This is a genomic window from Methylotetracoccus oryzae (genome assembly GCF_006175985.1).
GTDB lineage: Bacteria > Pseudomonadota > Gammaproteobacteria > Methylococcales > Methylococcaceae > Methylotetracoccus > Methylotetracoccus oryzae.
Genome location: NZ_SRSH01000017.1, coordinates 51,755 through 69,890 on the forward strand (window position 1 = coordinate 51,755; position 18,136 = coordinate 69,890).

General features: G+C 62.4%; 17 protein-coding genes. 6 read left to right on the top strand and 11 right to left on the bottom strand.

The window, feature by feature from the left end; genetic code table 11:
- The first annotated feature begins 31 nt into the window (after positions 1-31).
- The gene (gene proC, locus BWR02_RS16205; RefSeq protein ID WP_139558961.1) at positions 32-859 is read left to right on the top strand and encodes a pyrroline-5-carboxylate reductase; all 828 of its coding nucleotides are present in this window, start codon (positions 32-34) and stop codon (positions 857-859) included.
- Positions 859-1,434 (top strand): YggT family protein, encoded by a 576-nt coding sequence (locus tag BWR02_RS16210; protein ID WP_139558962.1) that lies wholly within the window; start codon positions 859-861, stop codon positions 1,432-1,434. The genes proC and BWR02_RS16210 overlap by 1 nt, the downstream gene beginning before the upstream one ends.
- A gap of 104 nt (positions 1,435-1,538) precedes the next feature.
- Here the strand turns inward: BWR02_RS16210 and gloB are convergent, their stop codons facing one another.
- Both gloB and BWR02_RS16220 read right to left on the bottom strand, forming a co-directional pair.
- A complete protein-coding gene (gene gloB / locus BWR02_RS16215; RefSeq protein ID WP_139558963.1) occupies positions 1,539-2,309 on the bottom strand; it encodes a hydroxyacylglutathione hydrolase in 771 nt (256 codons plus the stop codon).
- A gap of 7 nt (positions 2,310-2,316) precedes the next feature.
- Positions 2,317-3,930, bottom strand: a complete 1,614-nt coding sequence (locus BWR02_RS16220) for a MutS-related protein (RefSeq protein WP_139558964.1) — start codon at positions 3,928-3,930, stop codon at positions 2,317-2,319.
- A gap of 322 nt (positions 3,931-4,252) precedes the next feature.
- On the opposite strand from BWR02_RS16220, the gene BWR02_RS16225 reads away from it, so the two are divergent.
- Together BWR02_RS16225 and BWR02_RS16230 are read left to right on the top strand one after the other, a co-directional pair.
- A complete protein-coding gene (locus BWR02_RS16225; protein ID WP_139558965.1) occupies positions 4,253-6,202 on the top strand; it encodes a DCC1-like thiol-disulfide oxidoreductase family protein in 1,950 nt (649 codons plus the stop codon).
- Between the two features lie 153 nt (positions 6,203-6,355).
- Positions 6,356-6,931, top strand: coding sequence for a hypothetical protein (locus BWR02_RS16230; protein ID WP_139558966.1), 576 nt, complete (start codon positions 6,356-6,358; stop codon positions 6,929-6,931).
- A 55-nt stretch (positions 6,932-6,986) separates the two neighbouring features.
- Here BWR02_RS16230 and BWR02_RS16235 read toward each other — a convergent pair whose 3' ends face one another.
- From BWR02_RS16235 to xseA, 5 genes are all read right to left on the bottom strand, one after another.
- Positions 6,987-8,585 (bottom strand): DNA recombination protein RmuC, encoded by a 1,599-nt coding sequence (locus BWR02_RS16235; RefSeq protein ID WP_236102333.1) that lies wholly within the window; start codon positions 8,583-8,585, stop codon positions 6,987-6,989.
- 129 nt (positions 8,586-8,714) lie between these two features.
- On the bottom strand, positions 8,715-9,989 hold the full coding sequence (locus BWR02_RS16240; protein WP_139558967.1) for a class I SAM-dependent methyltransferase: 1,275 nt from the start codon (positions 9,987-9,989) through the stop codon (positions 8,715-8,717).
- A 105-nt stretch (positions 9,990-10,094) separates the two neighbouring features.
- On the bottom strand, positions 10,095-10,955 hold the full coding sequence (locus BWR02_RS16245) for a RodZ domain-containing protein (RefSeq protein WP_139558968.1): 861 nt from the start codon (positions 10,953-10,955) through the stop codon (positions 10,095-10,097).
- Positions 10,956-11,054: 99 nt separating this feature from the next.
- Positions 11,055-11,261 carry an exodeoxyribonuclease VII small subunit gene (xseB, locus tag BWR02_RS16250; RefSeq protein ID WP_129884691.1) on the bottom strand — a complete coding sequence of 69 codons (207 nt, stop codon included), beginning with the start codon at positions 11,259-11,261 and terminating at the stop codon, positions 11,055-11,057.
- Positions 11,254-12,870 carry an exodeoxyribonuclease VII large subunit gene (xseA, locus tag BWR02_RS16255; protein WP_139558969.1) on the bottom strand — a complete coding sequence of 539 codons (1,617 nt, stop codon included), beginning with the start codon at positions 12,868-12,870 and terminating at the stop codon, positions 11,254-11,256. The genes xseB and xseA overlap by 8 nt, the downstream gene beginning before the upstream one ends.
- A 210-nt stretch (positions 12,871-13,080) precedes the next feature.
- Between xseA and BWR02_RS16260 the strand changes: the two genes are divergently transcribed.
- Together BWR02_RS16260 and BWR02_RS16265 are read left to right on the top strand one after the other, a co-directional pair.
- The gene (locus BWR02_RS16260; RefSeq protein WP_139558970.1) at positions 13,081-13,725 is read left to right on the top strand and encodes an alpha-ketoglutarate-dependent dioxygenase AlkB family protein; all 645 of its coding nucleotides are present in this window, start codon (positions 13,081-13,083) and stop codon (positions 13,723-13,725) included.
- Complete coding sequence (locus tag BWR02_RS16265; protein ID WP_139558971.1) at positions 13,726-14,262, top strand: NUDIX hydrolase; 537 nt, start codon at positions 13,726-13,728, stop codon at positions 14,260-14,262.
- 10 nt (positions 14,263-14,272) lie between these two features.
- On the opposite strand, the gene BWR02_RS16270 is transcribed toward BWR02_RS16265, so the two are convergent.
- The 4 genes from BWR02_RS16270 to cysE all read right to left on the bottom strand — a co-directional run bounded on the left by BWR02_RS16270 (position 14,273) and on the right by cysE (position 18,136).
- A complete protein-coding gene (locus BWR02_RS16270; protein WP_139558972.1) occupies positions 14,273-15,031 on the bottom strand; it encodes a rhomboid family intramembrane serine protease in 759 nt (252 codons plus the stop codon).
- Positions 15,032-15,232: 201 nt separating this feature from the next.
- Positions 15,233-15,907, bottom strand: coding sequence for a M15 family metallopeptidase (locus BWR02_RS16275; protein WP_139558973.1), 675 nt, complete (start codon positions 15,905-15,907; stop codon positions 15,233-15,235).
- Complete coding sequence (gene trxA / locus BWR02_RS16280; protein ID WP_139558974.1) at positions 15,900-16,709, bottom strand: thioredoxin; 810 nt, start codon at positions 16,707-16,709, stop codon at positions 15,900-15,902. Before trxA ends, BWR02_RS16275 begins: the two co-directional genes overlap by 8 nt.
- A 659-nt stretch (positions 16,710-17,368) precedes the next feature.
- Complete coding sequence (cysE, locus tag BWR02_RS16285; RefSeq protein ID WP_139558975.1) at positions 17,369-18,136, bottom strand: serine O-acetyltransferase; 768 nt, start codon at positions 18,134-18,136, stop codon at positions 17,369-17,371.

An 18,136-nucleotide genomic window follows, 5' to 3' on the forward strand; every position in this document is an offset into this window, starting at 1 on the left:
GCCTTTCATCGCAACGGACCGTCAGCCCGCCATGAAACATCCCACCATCGGCTTCATCGGAGCCGGGAACATGGCCTCCAGCCTGATCGGAGGCCTACTGGGGAACGACTACCCCAAAGATCACCTGCGCGTCTCGGACGCCGACGCCGAAAAACGCGTTGCGGCCGAGACCCGTTTCGCCGTGCAATCCTGCTCGGACAATCTCGAGCTCGCAGCGCAGTCGCAGGTGCTTCTACTCGCGGTAAAGCCGCAAATCCTGGCCAACGTCTGCCGCGAAATCGCACCGACCGTCCAGCAGCTGAAGCCGCTCGTGATATCGATCGCGGCCGGCGTCGATGAAGCGGCGATTGACCGCTGGCTCGGCGGAAACGCGGCACTGGTGCGGTGCATGCCAAACACGCCCAGCCTGGTCGGGGCGGGCGCGACAGGCCTGCACGGCAACGATCGAACGACGGCCCAACACCGGAACTGGGCCGAGATGATCATGCGCTCGGTCGGGATCACCGTCTGGGTCGAGCGCGAGGAACTGCTCGACGCCGTCACCGCTTTGTCGGGCAGTGGACCGGCCTACTTTTTTCTGCTGATGGAAGCCATGGCGGAAGCCGCGGCACAAATGGGCCTCGATCCCAACACGGCGCGCCTGCTGACGCAACAGACAGCGCTGGGCGCGGCGCGCATCGCCATCGAATCGGAGGAATCCCCGGCGGAGCTCAGGCAGCGAGTCACCTCGCCCGGCGGAACCACCGAACGAGCGATTGCAACCTTTGCTGCGGCGGGCTGGTCGAAAACGGTCGTGGATGCGATGCGCGCAGCGCGCGACCGCGCCATCGAACTTTCACAAGAGTTGGGAGAAGCGTAATGGATTCGGGTTACTGGGTGCAGCCAGCCGTCTTTCTGATCGACACGGTCTTCGGGCTGTACCTGTTCGCGTTGATCCTGCGGTTTCTATTCCAGTGGGTTAACGCGGACTATTACAACCCGATCTGCCAGTTCATCGTCAAAATCACGCATCCGCCACTGCGGTTGTTGCGGAGGTTCGTGCCGCCGATCGGGCGCGTTGACACCTCCACGTTGCTGCTGATGCTGGTGCTGCAAATCGTGGCGTCCTATCTGGTGCTGACGCTACAGGGCTTCAGCCTCAATATCGCGGCGCTGGCGATCCTGTCGGCATCGCAGTTGCTGGAGCTGATCCTGAATATCCTGATGTTTGCGGTGATTCTGACCGCGGCGATGAGCTGGCTGCATGCCAGCCGCCACAATCCGGCCGTCGCGCTACTGAACAGCATCACGGCGCCGATGCTGAAATGGAGCCGAAGACTTTTGCCGCCCATGTCGGGCATCGACCTGTCACCTCTCATTCCCATCGTCGGGATCCAGCTTCTGAAGATGCTGGCACTGCCCCCCATCGAACACCTTGCCCGTCTGATGGGTTGATCTCACCCCCGTTGGACAGTTTCGACAGTCATCCGACAGCACAGCGACGTCCCCTTCCGCCGAAGCACGAGCCACATTCGGGTAAGGGTGGGAGGGCCAGTTCTTCAGGCGCGGAAGAGATCCTTCCGATGTCGGATCTCGGCAAAGACATGGGCGTCACTGGCGCCGCTGAGACCGAGCTCGGCTTTCAGAGACGCATCGTCTGCGCGCAGAAACGGATTGGTTGATCGCTCCTCGCCGAGGGTCGATGGAACGGTGGGCTGCCCGCGACGGCGTAGCCCATCGATGTGTTGGGCACGTTCCCGAAGCACACGGTTCAGCGGATCAACCGTGACGGCAAACCGCGCATTGCTCTGCGTGTATTCATGCGCACAGTAGACGCGCGTGGCCTCCGGCAGACCTCTGAGCTTCTCCAGCGAGGCCCACATCTGCTCTGCCGAGCCCTCGAAAAGCCGTCCACAACCCAGGGCGAACAGCGTATCCCCGCAGAACAGGGCTTCGTCCTCGGCGAACCAGTAGGCGATGTGTCCGAGGGTGTGGCCCGGTACCTCCAGTACCCGCGCTACCACCTCACCCAAGGTCACGGTCTCACCTTCGCCCACGGTCCTGTCGATACACGGGATCCGGGCTCGATCGTAAGCCGAGCCAACGATCAGGCAGCCGGTCCGTTCCTTCAGCAGCCGATTCCCGCCAACGTGATCGGAATGATGGTGAGTATTCAGCACGTGGGACAGCCGCCAGCCCCGCTCATCCAGCGCCTGCAGCACCGGCTCGGCCTCCGCCGGATCGACCACTGCCGTCTGTCCCGACCGTGGCTCATGGATCAAGTAGACGTAATTGTCCATCAGGGCGGGCAACTGCAGAATGTCGATCATCGCAACCTCAGGCGTTGCCGGTCAGATATTTCGCGATATCGTCCTTGGAGAACCCAATTTTCTTCGCGATGCGGTCGGCATGGCTGACGCGTGAAATGCCCTCAATCAGCCGGTAGGTCGGCAACTCGTTCCGAAACTCGACCTGGCGCGCCTGCCCAACACCACGGCGCTGGTAGAAGTCGACCAGTTCGTGATTGTGCGTGATCAGCACCGTGCTGTTGCCCTTCTCTTTGAATCCGTCGAGGATGTTGACCGAGATTTCGAGCTTTTCCTCATTCGTCGTGCCCTCGGACAACTCGTCCATGATCACGAGGCTGCGCGAGGTAGCCGCCAGAAAGATGGCTTTCGTGCGTTTCAGCTCGGTGCCGAAGCGCCCCTCTCCATCGGTAAGATGACTGATCTCCGGCACCTGATAGAAGATCCGGTCGGCCACCGTCAGCGTCGCGCGCTCGGCCGGAATGTAGCAGCCGATCTGAGCCAGCACCTGAATTTGGGCCAGCGTCTTGCAAAACGCCGTCTTGCCGCCGCTGTTTGGGCCGGTCACGAACGTCAGCCGCTCCTCGTCAAGACTCAGGTCATTGGCGACATACGCCGGATCCTCCTTCGCCAGCACCGGATTGCGCGCCTTTGCGACGGTCAGCCTGTGGCACTCAGCCGACGCATCGATCGTCGGCAGGCAGGTCGGGTGCACGAACGCCTCCCGGTAGCGACAGAAGCCCATCAACTCGTCGAGTTGCCCCAGCGCATCCAGGGTGCGCTGCACGTCCTCGCACTTCTTGAACGTCTCGCGTAACGGATAAATACAACCGTCCCGATCGAATCCGCCGACGATCGGAATGTAGACCAGACTGAGCGGCAGCAGAAACAGCCAGAACACCGGAGTGATGGAGGCCGCCATTTCCAGAGCGAATGGCACGAACTGGAATATCAGCATCAGGATTGCAAAAGCGACGGTCAGGCCGACCGGCTTGAACAGGGTTGGCCGGAACTTGATGGCCGGAGTCAACAGACCCTTTTCCTCGCGGGTCATTAGACGCTTCTCGGAGCGGTAGACGGGCCCTCGCATCAACGCGTAGGAGCGCGTCTTGGTGAAACCGCGGAGCGTGTCCACCAGACCATGCAGATACGGGCTGCGGGGCGTGGGAAGTTTGGCGGAAGCTTCCACCAGATCCAGCATGAACCGCGTACCCTTGATATAGGTCTCGTAACCGAAGCCGGCAATTTCCCGCGGGTGCGACGGGGCTCCGAGCATGCCCAGAAACCGCCCGAACAAGAGATCGTAAAAGTCGCTCTCGCGCTTGTGGGCCTGATGTAGGAGTGTGTCGAGATCGGCCTTCAGCTGCCGGTTGCCCTCGATTTCGCGTACGCTGTCCTGCTTTAGCCGGACGCTTTCCGAATCCGTGAGCGGCTGGGACAAGGAACGGTATAACACGGCGCTGCCGATATCCGTGGTGGCATGATCGACCGCCGCAAATAACTCGTCGATCTCGATGACGCGGAAAGTCTGCTCATCCAGCACCGCCTCTCCGGTCGCGCCGGCCGTAGCCGATGGAACGCGTGGCGGCTCCTTGGAATCGCCCTGAAGAATCGTGCGGTAGTGGGGTTGCGACGCAGAACTCATTTCCGACTCCCGGTTGTTGTTTGAAAGATCGCCATGCCTTTGTAACGCTGCGCGGCACCAAATGCCAAGCGCTTTTGCTTCGATCACGGCTTGACATAGGTGTTCCCGCGGGACTCGGCCTCCGGACACCCTCAGGCGCATCTCAACCCCAGCCGAGAGCGGGATTGCGCGCGCGATCGGTGACCCGGCGGATTCCGGACGGTAGAATGCCCAGTCGCCACCGCTGCCTGCCCCGCATCTCCGCGGGCCGTCATCGCGCGTTCCCGGCCTAAGCTGACCCGGCCACCCCGCACTGAGCCTGAACCGACCAACTAACCCTCCGATGTTTCAGAGTCTGCTGAATTCTGTCCGACGCGGTCTGACGCGCCCCGTTCCCGCCATCGGGCTGGGTTGGTTCCGCCTGTGCTTCGCTCTGGTCGTATTCAGCGAAGTCCTGTTCCTTTATTTCTTCCGCCATCTGATCTTCGATCCAGTCCCTTATCTGGATATCGCATCGCCCTCCGTGCATCTGTTCCTGGTGTTCTGGGGAGTGACTGCGGCGTGCCTGGCCCTCGGCTACCATACGCGTGCGGCAGCCGTCCTGAACTACGCATTCTGGCTCGTGTTCACGGTCTTCACGCCGATGTGGAAGGACTTCGACGGCGGTTTCGATCAGCTGATGCTGGGTTCGAGCTTCCTGCTGATGTTTCTGCCGAGCGAACGCGCGTTGTCGCTGGACAATCTCCGGCTGAAATGGCGGCTGTCGCATCCCGGTCAGCGCTACCGGCCACCCGATCAGGTCACGGTGCTGGCCTACTACATCCCGCTGCTGGTGTCATTGGGGCTGATCTACTTCGACTCGGCAATACACAAATTGTCGGCCGAGTTCTGGCGGAACGGCCTCGGACCCTGGCTGCCCTCTTCACTCCCGTATTACATGTCCGCCCTCGACATGTCGGCGCTGCTCGAGATCGAGCCGCTGCAGCGCGCCTTTGGCTACGCGATCCTGGCATTCCAGTTCCTGTTTCCATTCACCCTCTATTTCCGTCCGTTCCGGCTGCCGTTGCTCCTCATGGGAATCGGGCTGCACGGCGGCATCATCCTGTCGCTGAACATCTATCCGTTCGGATTCGGCATGCTGGTGCATTACTTCTTGCTGGTTCCACTGGGGTGGTGGCGCCGGATGGGTGGCTGGCTGCGGGTCGCCACTCCCGGGCTGACGGTCTATTACGACGAACAGTGCCCCTTGTGTAACCGGACGGCTATCTTCGTCGAACATTTCGACGTGCGCCGCGCGATCGACTTTCGTGGGCTCCAGACGCATGCCCGCGACTGCGCCGCCCTCGCGGGCATCCCGGAGGCGGAGCTGTTGAAGGATTTGTACGCCGTCGATCGCGGACGACGGGTTGTCTCGGGACTCGACACCTATATCCGGATACTGCAGCACATGGGCTATACCGCGCCACTCGGGCTGGTACTGCGCGTGCCCGGCCTCTACCAACTGGCCGCCCGAGTCTACCGGCACATCGCCGACACCCGCGCGCGGCTGGTTTGCGACGCTGGCTGTGCCCTCGGTGGATCGCCCCTGACTGAAGCGACGCCGCCATTGGGCGGCCTGATCGAACGCCTGGCACCGACTGACCGACAGAAAGCCAACCGTATCGCGAAGTTCTTGGTCATGGTGCTCGTGCTGCAACTCAACTGCACGATTCACTATGCAGTCCTCTACCGGATCGGCCTTGAGCCGAAGAACAGCGAGACCGGCCAGATCGCGGCCGCGCTCAGCAACGGCTTGATCACACTGTCGCACACCTTCCTGGGAATCACCCCGCATGCCTTGTACCTGCACGATCACTTCGAGGGGTACGAGCATATCCTCGCGCTGACGTATATCGACGATTCAGGCGAGGAACGCTGGCTACCTTTCATCGACGAACAGGGCCGGATGCTCGCGCCCTACTGGGGCAGGGTCCATTCCATGTGGGCGAATGTGGCCGTAACGCGGAACATCGATCATCGACGGCTGCGGAAGTTCGTCGAGAAGGTCACCGCCTATCTCGGTGGCGAACTCGGCATCAGCCTGACCGACCGCACGTTCGTATTGAAGCTCAAGGAAGTCCGTGCGCCCATGCATTGGGTGGCGGATCTGCGTCAGCGCAATCTCGGCGGCACATGGCGTACCGTTGGTCGCGCGGTCTGGCATGACGGGCAGATGCGACTCGATCTCTACCGGAATCTCGAGCAACTCTCCCGCGGTATGCGGTCGGATAGCAGCCCGTACACCGCACCGTAAGCCACCGCCGCACCGCCGCGCATCCCACCTCGAACCGTATCCTATACTCGGTTCGAAGGCTCAATCCGGATCAATTTCCTATCCGAAGAGCCCCGGCTCAGGCCCGACCGCCCCGGCCTCTTTACCCCACCGCCGAACCCAAAGGTGACTGTCATGGACCGCCCCGTCATGCTGCCGCAGAGCGCCAGGAAGGACGAATCGCCCGACAGCGGCTATCGCCCGGTCGCAACCTATATGGAACTGCGCGACATGGTATTCGCCAGCGACCCAGCCAAGCTGGGATGCCGGAAACCGGATACGCGCGATCTGGTCTGGGGCATGGTCATCGAAACGGGTTATCCGGATGCCGTAGCCACCATCATCGTGCTGGCGGATGGCACGATCAGCCTGTACTTCAGCTCCGGCGGGGGACTGGTTGGCCTAGGTGATTACGAACACATCGCGGAGGCGGGTCAGCGACTGCTGAGCCTGGGTGATTTGCTGACCCCGAATTTCGATCAGGCCAGCGATTATTCCCTTCCAGAGAGGAGCCACACGCGGGTCTATCTGATGGCCTTCAGTGGCTTCCTTGCCGCCGAAGTCAGTCTGAATGCACCGTGGAAACAACCCGGAATGATGGCGCTGGCAAACCGGGCGCAAGAGCTCTTTGCGATGATTCGCGAACTGGCCGATCAGATCGCCGAACAGCGGGAAGGCAGGCAGGTCGCCCAGCCACAGCGCATAAACTGAGAATACCCGCTCCCGGTGGCCGACAAAACGCACGTCGAGCCGGCGTCAGCATGACCTACGAATCGTTCCCGTCTTCGGCCTGCAGGGTCGGACCGGGCGCCGAGCCGGACTGTCCGAACTCGACCGGGAGACTCTCCACCTGCCCCAGCTTCCGGCTGATCTGGCGGGTTCGCGTTTCGGCCTGATCGATGGTCGAGCGTACCTCGTCCAGTTTCTTGCGGGTCTTCTCAAGAATCCCGCCGAAGCGCTGAAACTCGGTCTTGACCTCCCCCAGCGTTCGCCAGACCTCGCTCGATCGCGCCTCGATCGCCAGTGTCCGAAAGCCCATTTGCAGACTGTTCAATATGGCCGTCAAGGTCGTCGGACCGGTCACGGTGATGCGGTAGTCGCGTTGGAGCACATCGCTGAGCCCGGGGCGGGACATGATCTCGGCGTAGAGCCCCTCAATTGGCAGGAACAGCAAGGCAAAATCGGTCGTGTGCGGAGGTTCCACGTATTTTTCGCGGATCGCGCGCGCTTCGGAGCGGATGCGGGCCTCCAGCGACCGGCGGGCTGCTTCGACCACAGTGGAATCGCCCACTTCCTGGGCTTCCATCAGACGCTGATAGTCTTCGATCGGGAACTTGGCGTCGACCGGCAGCCAGACGACACCCCGCTCGCTGTCGCGTCCCGGCAGCCTGATCGCGAACTCCACGCGGTCGCTACTACCGGGACGGGTCGCCACGTTGCGGTCGTATTGCTCGCTCGTCAGCAACTGCTCCAACAATTGCTGCAGCTGAACTTCTCCCCAGGTTCCGCGCACCTTGACGTTGGTGAGGACCTTTTTCAGGTCACCGACGCCGGCCGCGAGCACCTGCATTTCGCCCAGGCCCTTGTGCACCTGCTCCAGCCGGTCGCTGACCTGCTTGAACGATTCGCCGAGGCGCTGCTCCAGCGTGTGGTGCAGTTTCTCGTCGACGGTCTGCCGCATTTGCTCGAGCTTCTGCTGGTTATCCGACTGCAGCGCCACCAGCCGTTCTTCGATCGTGCGCCGTAGTCGATCGAGCGTCTGTTCGTTCCCTTGACTCAGAGTCGACAGCTGCGCGGCAAACTGGCCGGAAACCCCTTCGAGCTGGTTCCTCAACAAGCCCCCCACGCTATCGAGTTGCTCCTTTAGGAGTTCACCAAAACGGCGCAGCGCATTCCCCATTTCTTCCCGACTCTCGCGGGCATCGGACCGGGCACTGCCCAACTGCTCATGAACCACGGCGCGCAGCGCATCGGAACGACTGGCCAGGTCCCCCTGCAAGCCCCTCAGGGTCTCGGCCATACTGTCGCGAAGTTTGTCGGACTGCTCGGTGCTGCGTTCCGTCAGGTCGTTCAGACAGCCGAGCACCATCTGGTTGAAGCGGTGAATGGCATCGGTTACCTCCTCGCGGTCCTCCCGCGCGTTCTGGGCTGATTCCACCCGGTTCCTGGCCAGTTCGTCGCGGATCAAGCGTCCCAAGCGCTCGTCGCTGTCTTCGAAACGGTCCAGCCGGTCAGCGAGCGACCGGAGCTGGGAGGATTGCCGTAGCAGCGCGATCAGGGTCATCGCAGCGACAGCCGCGATAACCATCAGCAGCAACCCGGCAATCGCCGTCAGCGGCGGGATCGCAACGCCCCCAAACGTCACCAACTGAGCATCAACTCCCGGAACTGGGAAGCTGACCTGCCTGTAGGCCAAAGCGGGATAGAGGCAGCAGCTGAAAACAAGCTGCCGCCTGCATCAACGGGACAGGCACGGAGTAACTGGGCGGGTAAGTCAGAGAATCTTGACCTCGGGAATGGGCACGACGAACTTGCCGCCCCACTCGGCCACATAGCTGCCCAAAGCCGTGATCTCGTCCTTCAGGTTCCACGGCAGGATCAGGATGTAGTCGGGTTTGGCCTCGCGAATCGCTTCCGGCGCAAGAATCGGAATCCGCGTGCCGGGAGTGAATTTGCCCTGCTTATAGGGATTCGCATCGACGGTGAAATCGAGAAAATCGGTACGAATGCCGCAATAGTTCAGCAGCGTGTTCCCTTTTCCCGGAGCGCCGTATCCCACGACGCGTTTGCCGCGGTTCTTCGCGTCGATAAGGAAAGCCAGCAGTTTGCGCTTCGTTTCCTTGACCTGCTCGCCGAAGGCCCGGTAACGCTCCACCGTCAGAAAACCGTCGGCGATTTCACGGTCGCGTAACGCGGTCACACGCTCGCCGACGGGCAAGTCGCCGTTCTCGGTGTGCCGACCGTAGATCCGCAGCGACCCGCCATGGGTCGGCAACTCTTCGACATCGAACAGCGTGATGCCATGCCGCGCAAAGACCTTCTCGACGGCAACGAACGAGAAATAGCTGAAGTGCTCGTGGTAGATCGTGTCGAACTGGTTCTCGGCCATCAGCCGCTGCAAGTGCGGAAACTCCATCGTGATCACCCCGCGCGGTCCCAGCAGCACCTTCATGCCGGCGACGAAATCATTCAGATCGGGAACATGCGCCAGCACATTGTTGCCCAGCAGCAGGTCAGGCTGCCCGTGTTCCTCCCTGATGGCTTTGGCGGTTGCAACACCAAAAAAGCGACTGGTCGTCGGCACGCCTTTCGCGATCGCGACTTCGGCTACGTTGGCCGCCGGCTCGATGCCGAGCACCGGGACGCCGCCGGCAACGAAATGCTGCAGCAGGTACCCGTCGTTGCTCGCGATCTCCATGACCTTGCTGTGCGCCCCGAGACCGAAGCGCGCGCAAGCCATTTCCGCATACCGTCGCGCGTGCTCAACCCAACTGGTCGAATACGACGAGAAATAGGCGTACTCGGTGAAGATTTCCTGCGGCGAGACGAATTCCTGCAACTGAACCAGAAAGCACTGGTCGCAGACATAGGCATGTAACGGAAAAAACGCCTCCATCTCATGCAGTTGGTGCGGCGCTATGTGCGTCTGACACAACGGCGACATACCGAGATCGACGAAGGAATGCACCAGCGGCGCGCCGCAGAAACGGCATGCAAATCCCTGTGGAAGCTCGCTGCCTTGCGTGCCGCTACCAGTCGTGTCGTCCATCGTTACCTCCATTGCCTTTTTCTGGGTCCGGGTTCAAAAAGTGGGGAGCCAAGCCGCTCGCCGTGTGGGCTACAGCAGCACCGCGTAATGGGACTGCGGAACGGCTTAGGGACCGATGACGAAGCGAGCCGGCGCTCGGTTGTTCGTATAGCCGTGATTATAGGGCTGATCCTTGTAATCTAGGCTGATTTCAGCCGGACGGCCGAGCACGACCGTGAACGGCGGCTTGCCACTGATCAGCTTCTCGGAACCTTTGCTGCCGAGTTCATACAGCAGGCGGCTGCCGTCGGCATCCACGATGCTGACCCATGAGTCACCCAGAAATCGTACCCGTAGCGAAGGCGGCCCGGCAGCCTGCACCGGGACTGCACTTGCCGCAGGCTGCGACGGCGCCGGTACATCCGGTGCCGGGCCAGTCGTCTGGCCCGTGCCGCCTCCGGCGCTGCCTCGCCCGGGCTCAGCGGGCGGCGACGAGGCCGCTGTCGGCGCCGCCGTCGTGACCTGGGGAACCGCCGCTACGGTCTCGGGCGTATCGACTTGTTCGCGGGCGACCCGATAGACCCACCAGCCGAGCCCGATGAACGCCGCCAAGCCGAGCAAGACCAGCGCAGGACCGAAGCGCGACTCCTCCGGGACCGGATCGAGCACCGTCACGCGCGACGATTCGGGCAGGGCATCGCGACCGCCCAGGCGCTCATATGCCTCCACGATCTGGTTTGGTTCCAAGCCGAGAAGCCGCGCCAGATTCTTCAGATAACCGCGGATGAAGATCGCCGGGGGAAGACCGGCATAGTCATCGGTCTCCAGGGCTCTTACTGTCGGGACGGCGAGGTGAAGCTTGCCGGCCACCTCCTCGATGCTGAGGCCTCGCGCCACCCGCGCCTCGCGCAAAGCCCGGCCCGGCCCTGGCCCGGAGCACAGGCCTTCCTCTTCCAGTCCATTTGAATTTGTTGCGTTCGAGCTCATTCCGGCATCTCAGTAAGCTGACGATCGTGCGGTCATCAGATTACCACTCGCGACGTCCGCCGCGACTCCGGCCGACAGCACGCCGGCCAGGAGTACGTTTCAGTCGGGCAAACCTTCGGGCAAGCGCTCGCCGAAGGCGGCCTTTACCGCCGCCAGACGTTCCTTGCAGATCTTGTACGAGGCCAGGGCCTTGTCGACCATGGGAATCAGCGCATCGATGTCGGGCTCCTGCTGCGTCCGAAGACGTTCGGCAACGTCCCTGAGGACGGCATAGTGGGCCTTGAACGTATCCGCTTGCTTACTCATTGGTGTCACCTTTCAACAGTCTTGGTTCAACGCGGGCCCGGATGTGCCCGTCACGGAATTCGATGTCGAGCGCGCCGGCTTTGTCGGCTTCGGCCACGGCACTGACCACTCCCCCACGCTCATCCCTCACCAGCGCGAAACCGCGCTGCAAGGTGGCCTTGGGCCCCAGGCCCAGTAATTCCCTTGCGAGCGACTCGATGGCGAAGTCCGCTTCCGAGAGCCGCTGCCGCGCGAAATGCCCAATCGTGGCAAGCAAGGTCCCAAGCTGCTGGTCGGCCTCGCCAAGACGGCGAAGGCTGGTCTGCTCGAGTTCATGGCGATGCAGTTCCAGTGCGTGTTCCGCGACCTGAAGCCGGCTGGTTGCCTGATGGCGGAGTTCCAGGATAAGGCGCCCGACTTCATGCTCCGCCTGGGTCAACAGACGCCGACCGGACGCCTCCAGTTCCGTCCGCAGCAGTTCGATGCCGCGTTCATGGATCGCGATGGCGTTGCCGGCCGCCCGGAGGATCCCCAGCATGTCCTCGATCGCCGCATTCGCATTCGCGGCGATCGCTCCGGCGATGAAGCCGATCACCTTCGATGGCGTATCGCAGCGGCAATGCGCGATGTCGTCCAGCACGGTATTGTCGCGCTCGTGGCCGATGCCGGTGAATATCGGCACCGGCATGCGGCATACCGCGCGGGCGAGTTCCAATTCGTTCAACCAGTACAGGTCGGTCACCGAGCCACCGCCGCGAATGATCGCCAGCGCGTCGAAGCGCGCGCCGCGCTCGTAATCGCTGCGCACCCGGTCGAGAGCCGTCAGCAGGCTTGACGCTGCGGCCTGTCCCTGGAATTTCGCCGTGTAATACTCGAATCGACAGAGGCCCGCGGCCTGAAGACGATCGGCATCGCGGCGGAAGTCGCCGAGGCCCGCGGCGTCCTGCGGGCTGATCACGGCGACGTGGCAGAATTCCGCAGGAGCAGGCAGTCCTCGGTTCAGTCCCGCGATACCCTCCCGAGCCAGAGTCTCGCGTATGGCTTTCAGCTTGGCTTCGATATCACCCAGTGTGTAGGCCGGATCGATATCCTCAACAATCGCGCGAAGGCCATAGGCGGGATTCAGCTCAGCGGACAGTTGCAGCAGCACCTTCAGGCCAACCGCCAGTTCGGCACCGGTGCCCTGCGCAAATTTTCCACACACAGTGCCCGCGCGCGAAGACCAGACGAAACTCTGCAAGCGGGCTACAAGGCGTGCCTCCGAGTCGTGTTCTACGAGTTCGATCGCGAGGTGTCCGCCAGTGACCTGCCGCAACTGGCTGATCTCGGCCCGGACCCACTGGGACCGCCGTACCTGTAAGGCGACGACTTCGGCCACCTGCGCCAGAAAGGCGCTCAAGGCGACACCGTTTTCCGGCACGTCCGTCAGGGTATCGGACCGTGCGGCGGCAAACAGGTCGCCTGGAGCCGCAGGCGGCAGCCATTCCTGGAAAGGTTCCAACGGCGACCTTTCAGAGACATACCACTTCCGGACCACAGGATCCCAGCGCGCGCCCAGGCCCTTGGCCCGCTCCTTGGCGGGAAACGGTACGTTCAGGTACACCTTGCTGCTGGAATCGGGAACCGACACGTCACTGAACGCTTGAGATCATCGGGAAGGGAAACGGATGTCAAACCAAGCCGAATGCTACCACGCTGTGGGTGGTATCCGGCAGCTGGCGACCTAACCCCGCTGCCCTGACGACGGCTGCCTCGATGCTCGTCAGCCGTTTGCAGCGGGGATAGTAAGATATGGGCATAATCCCAGCACGGACCCGGCAACTCGATCCGGAACGAGAGCATGTCCCAGCCCCCACCCAACGGGTTCGCAGCACCGTACCGACCCAGACTGGCTGCCGCGGCCGAGACGCACTGGTCAGTCGCCGACGGGGAGTGGCTGCTCATCGAGGGCTTCCTGACCGCGCCGGAAGCGGCAACCCTTTTCCAGTCGCTACGGTCTGAACTCGACTGGCAGGAAGAAGTCCTCGTGATCGCGGGCCGGGACGTCATGGTGCCGCGGCTGGTCTGTTGGTACGGAGACCCGGGGGCCCGCTATCGCTATTCCGGGGTGTCGCATGAACCCCTGCCGTGGACACCGGTGTTGTCGGAAGTCAGAGCAGCCGTGGAGGAGCGCAGTTGCTGTCGCTTCAACAGTGTTCTCGGCAACCTCTATCGCAGCGGCCAAGACTCGATGGGATGGCACGCCGACAAAGAGAAGGAACTCGGACCGAACCCCGTCATCGCCTCACTCAGTCTGGGCGCGACCCGTCGCTTCCTGCTGCGGCACAATCGGACACGGGAACAGCTCGAACTTGGCCTGACCGCCGGAAGCCTGTTGATCATGGGCGGCCGCCTGCAGCACGACTGGCGTCATTGCGTACCGAAAGCGCCGCAGGGCGCGGAAGCGCGCATCAATCTGACTTTTCGCCTGATCAAGGAGCCCTGAATGACCCAGAGTCACGCCTCGCACTCGGAATGGCTGGAAGTGGTCGATGGCGATGACCGTGTCGTCGACCGCCGGCGCCGCGCCGACATCCACCGGCTTGGCCTCAGGCACCGCGCCACGCATGTCCTGCTGTTCAACCGGCAAGGACTCGTGTTCCTGCAGCGGCGCTCTCGGCAAAAGGACATCAATCCCGGGCTATGGGACACCTCGGCCGCCGGGCACGTCGATCCCGGCGAAAGCTATGACGACTGCGCGCGGCGCGAGCTGTCGGAGGAACTCGGAATACACTGCGCCCCCGATGCACTGGAGCTGCTCTTCAAACTGCCGGCCAGCGAGACCACCGGCTGGGAATTCATCCATGTCTACCGCACCGTGCATGACGGACCGCTGCAGTTGAATGCCGAGGAAATCGATGACGGCATGTGGCTGCCGCCGGAGGCGATCGATCGCTGGGAAGACCAGGACGACCGCCACCTGTCGGCGACCTTCAGAAGTCTCTGGGCCTGCTTTCGAGCACTTTCGCCTGTAGCAGGCTGAACCGGCCTCGTCAGAGCCGGTAACGCGCCGAGCGGCGCAGGGACAGGGACAGGTGCTGGTTCAGGTAGGCCGGCTGGTAGATCAGCTTGACCAGCAGAAAACCGGCCGCGAAACCGCCCACGTGCGCCCAGAAGGCCACGCCTCCGCCGGCACCCTGCAGCGTTGGCAGACCGCCGGCAATCTGGATGACAAACCAGTACCCCAGCATGGCCAAGGCCGGAACCGACACGGTCGTAACGAAAAAACCCAGGAAGATCAGAACGATCACATGCGCTCTCGGGTACAGTCGGGCATATGCCCCCATCACCCCGCCAATGGCCCCGGACGCGCCGACCATCGGCACGGCCGCACCCGGGTCGCTAAGGATCTGGGCGCCTGCAGCGGCAAGACCGCAGATAAGGTAGAACGCGATGAACCGCAGCCAGCCCATCGCATCTTCGACATTGTCACCGAACACCCACAGAAACCAGAGGTTGCCGATGATGTGAAACCACCCGCCATGCATGAACATGTGCGTCAGCAGCGTCAGGTGCGAAGTGTTCCCGTCGAGCACGCAGCTCAGCCCTTCGCCGAGCGGGATGGCCGTGTTCAAAGGCGCGAGCCCGAACAACTCGCCCGGGATCAGACCGTAGGCGCACAGCGATTGTGCCATGGTCGCGCCATTTCCCATCCCCTGCACGAAGATCCACACAGCGATGTTCAGTGCGATCAATGCGAACGTTGCCAGCGGCCTTCGGAACGTCGGGTTCTCATCACGCAAAGGAAACATCGGGACCTCATTGGGTGAGCGAAACGAGCGCGAGCATGCGCGCGAAAGGATTTGCCGGCCAACGCCACTGCCATCATGACCTCTCCGGCGCGGCAAACATCAGACTCGAAAACGAACGCAGGGCGCCCGCACCGGCATTGCAGCGAACGTTCGAATGGACCTTGCCTGGCGTCGATCGACGATTGTGCCGCAAGGACCCCGTCAGCGTCGCAGCGCCCCGAAAGGCACGTCCAGCACACCGTACTCCGGCCAATCCCGGAAATCGTAATGCCACCACTCCCGCGGATGCACGGTGAAACCTTCGGCAGTCATCGCCGCGCGCAGGCTGTCGCGATAACGACGGGATTCAGGCGTTCCGCCGCCGTAATCCGGGTAGGCCCGGGTGGTCATCTCATCATAATCCGTCGGCATCGTAACGGCCTGTCCGCTGGCCAAGTCATACAGAGACAGATCGACCGCGCAACCACGGTTATGCCGTGACCCCAGTTTGGGGTCGGCGACGAAATTCCGTTTGTCGCCGCTAACCGAGTCCCAGAAGACTTTGGTGACCGACCACGGTCGGTATCCATCGTAGACGAGCAAGCCCAGGCCTTCGGACCGTAGCGCCCTGTGCACGCGCACGAGCGCCTCGGCCGCTGGGCGCTGCAGAAACACACGGCCTTCCGGATAGACCGCACGTCCGATGAAATTATTCACGGTCGCGTACCGCACATCGAGCTTGAGGGTCGGATCGAGTGTGACCAGTTCGACCAGATCCGGCTCTCTGACCGGATGATCCGGCGCGGGCGGACCATCGGGCTGTGGCACGGTCGTACATGCGGCGGTCGCAAGGGCCAGACTCAAGGCGACACCTCTACGGGTCAGCGTATCAGACATACAGGGCACTGCTGAGCGCACCGCGAAATTCGCGGGTCAGCGGATGGTCGTCGCCCAGGTAGCGGAACAGGGCTACACACGCCTTGCGAGCACCATCATCGTCGTAGCTGCGTGACTTTCGCACCACGTCGAGAAAACTTTCGAAGGCGCCCTTAAAATCGGTTTGTTTCAGCCGCTCCGCCCCAGCCAGGTAGGCGTCCCGGACAGCTCCCTCAGGCAAGTCCGCCTGACCAGCGGCCAGTTCGAGCAAACGGGCCAGGGTACGGATCGCATCGGCCATCGCAAATCCGTCATCACCGGGACCGATCGCTGCGAGCACCGAAGTCGCGGCCGCCGGGGCCGTGAACAGTTGTGCCCGAGCCAGCGACAAGCGCGCGGCCAGATTCCCGGGTTCCGCCGCGAGTATGTCCTGCAACAGGGGGATCGCCTGGGCTGTGTTTCCGAGGGACAGCAATTCTTCCGCTCGCTGCAACTGCTCCCTCCGGGGGCTCGGCAGCACCCGTTGCAGCCAGTCCTCGATCCGATTCTCGGGGAGTGCACCGGAAAACTCGTCCACCACCTCGCCATCGACGAAGAGCTTGACGTTGGGAATGCTGCGAATGCGAAACCGCTCTGCTACCTCCGGTTGTTCCTCGGTGTTGACCTTGACCAGTACGAGGCGATCATGATGGCGTTCCGCAATGCGCTCCAGGACAGGCGTCAGCGCTCGACAGGGGGCGCACCAGGGGGCCCAGAAATCCACGAGCACGGGTATCGAAAAGCTGGGGGTCACGACTTCGGCATCGAAATCGAATGGCGACATGCTGAGCGGCTCCACGATAGGACTTCGGACGTAGGCTACCAGATTTCTGGTCACAAATTTTACAGGGGTAAGACACCCCGCGGGTGGCGCCGGCTGAAGGCGATTACGGGCCTACTGTTAACAGAATTATCCACAGAAACTGTGGACAACTCCTACGGTACCAAGGGGTCCGCAGCTACCCCAAGCGCTGCCTCGCGTCAACCCCGAAGGACGCAAGACGCGTTCATCGCGGAGGAGGCGCATGCGCCAAAGAGCATAACAAGTCTTTATTTACAATACTTTAATAAAACTCGATCAGCGTTCACAGTGGATCTTCCATGCGGCATGCGCCAATCGAGTGCGCTCGGTCCGGGCAGGCGACTTGCGACTCATACAGCCTATGGGCAAATACTTATCCACACCCGGAAAAGTGTGTGCAGGCACACACCCCACTGCGGGATTCGACGCGACGGGACGACCCGCGGCATAGGCCAGGCGCCTCACGCCGCAAGTGGGTCTTGGTGCCCCGGAACTGGCGGCTGCCTCAGCGCTGACGCGAGAACCGGAGGAAACCACCTGCAGCCCGCGTCAGGTCACGCGCCGGGAATCCGCTCGGGCGGAGGAAGCTAGCGCGACGCGCGACCCGTGCCACGCCCCCCATGGCTCCCGAAGGCGGTGTTTCACTTTTCGGGCTTGTCGACGCACGGATCGAGCTGACAGGGCTCCAGTTCCGGTAGCGGCGGCTCGTTCAGCGTGATGCCCTGATTGGTCACGCAGCGCCGCAGCGCTTCAACCTGCTCATCCAGCTTCTGGATGTGATCCAGCATGTGATTGATGGCATGCGCCACCGGGTCGGGCATGTCGGGCGTCATGCCGTAGGCGTCAAAACCAATCCGGCTGGCGATCGCCCGACGCCGCTCTTCCTGAGCCTCGCGATCGGGATTCACGAAATGTCCCGGAATACCGACGACGGTGGCACCGGCCGGCACACTCTTCAGCACCACCGAGTTCGACCCGATCCTTGCGCCGTCACCGACCGTTATCGGTCCCAACACCTTCGCGCCGGCACCGATCACGACCCCGTTGCCCAGTGTCGGATGGCGCTTGCCCTTCTTCCAGCTCGTGCCACCCAGCGTGACGCCGTGATAGAGCGTGCAGTCATCGCCGATGATGGCGGTTTCTCCGATCACCACGCCCATGCCGTGATCGATGAAGAAGCGGTGCCCGATCTGCGCCCCGGGGTGAATCTCGATACCGGTCCACCAGCGCGAAAACGTCGCGATCATTCGAGCCGGCCAGCGCAGCCCCTTGTTCCACAGCCGGTGCGTGAGCCGGTGCACCAGCACGGCATGCACACCCGGATAGGTCGTCATGATCTCCCAGAACGACTGCGCGGCCGGATCCCGCTCGAAGATGACACCGAATTCGTCTCGAAGACGCTGTAGCAT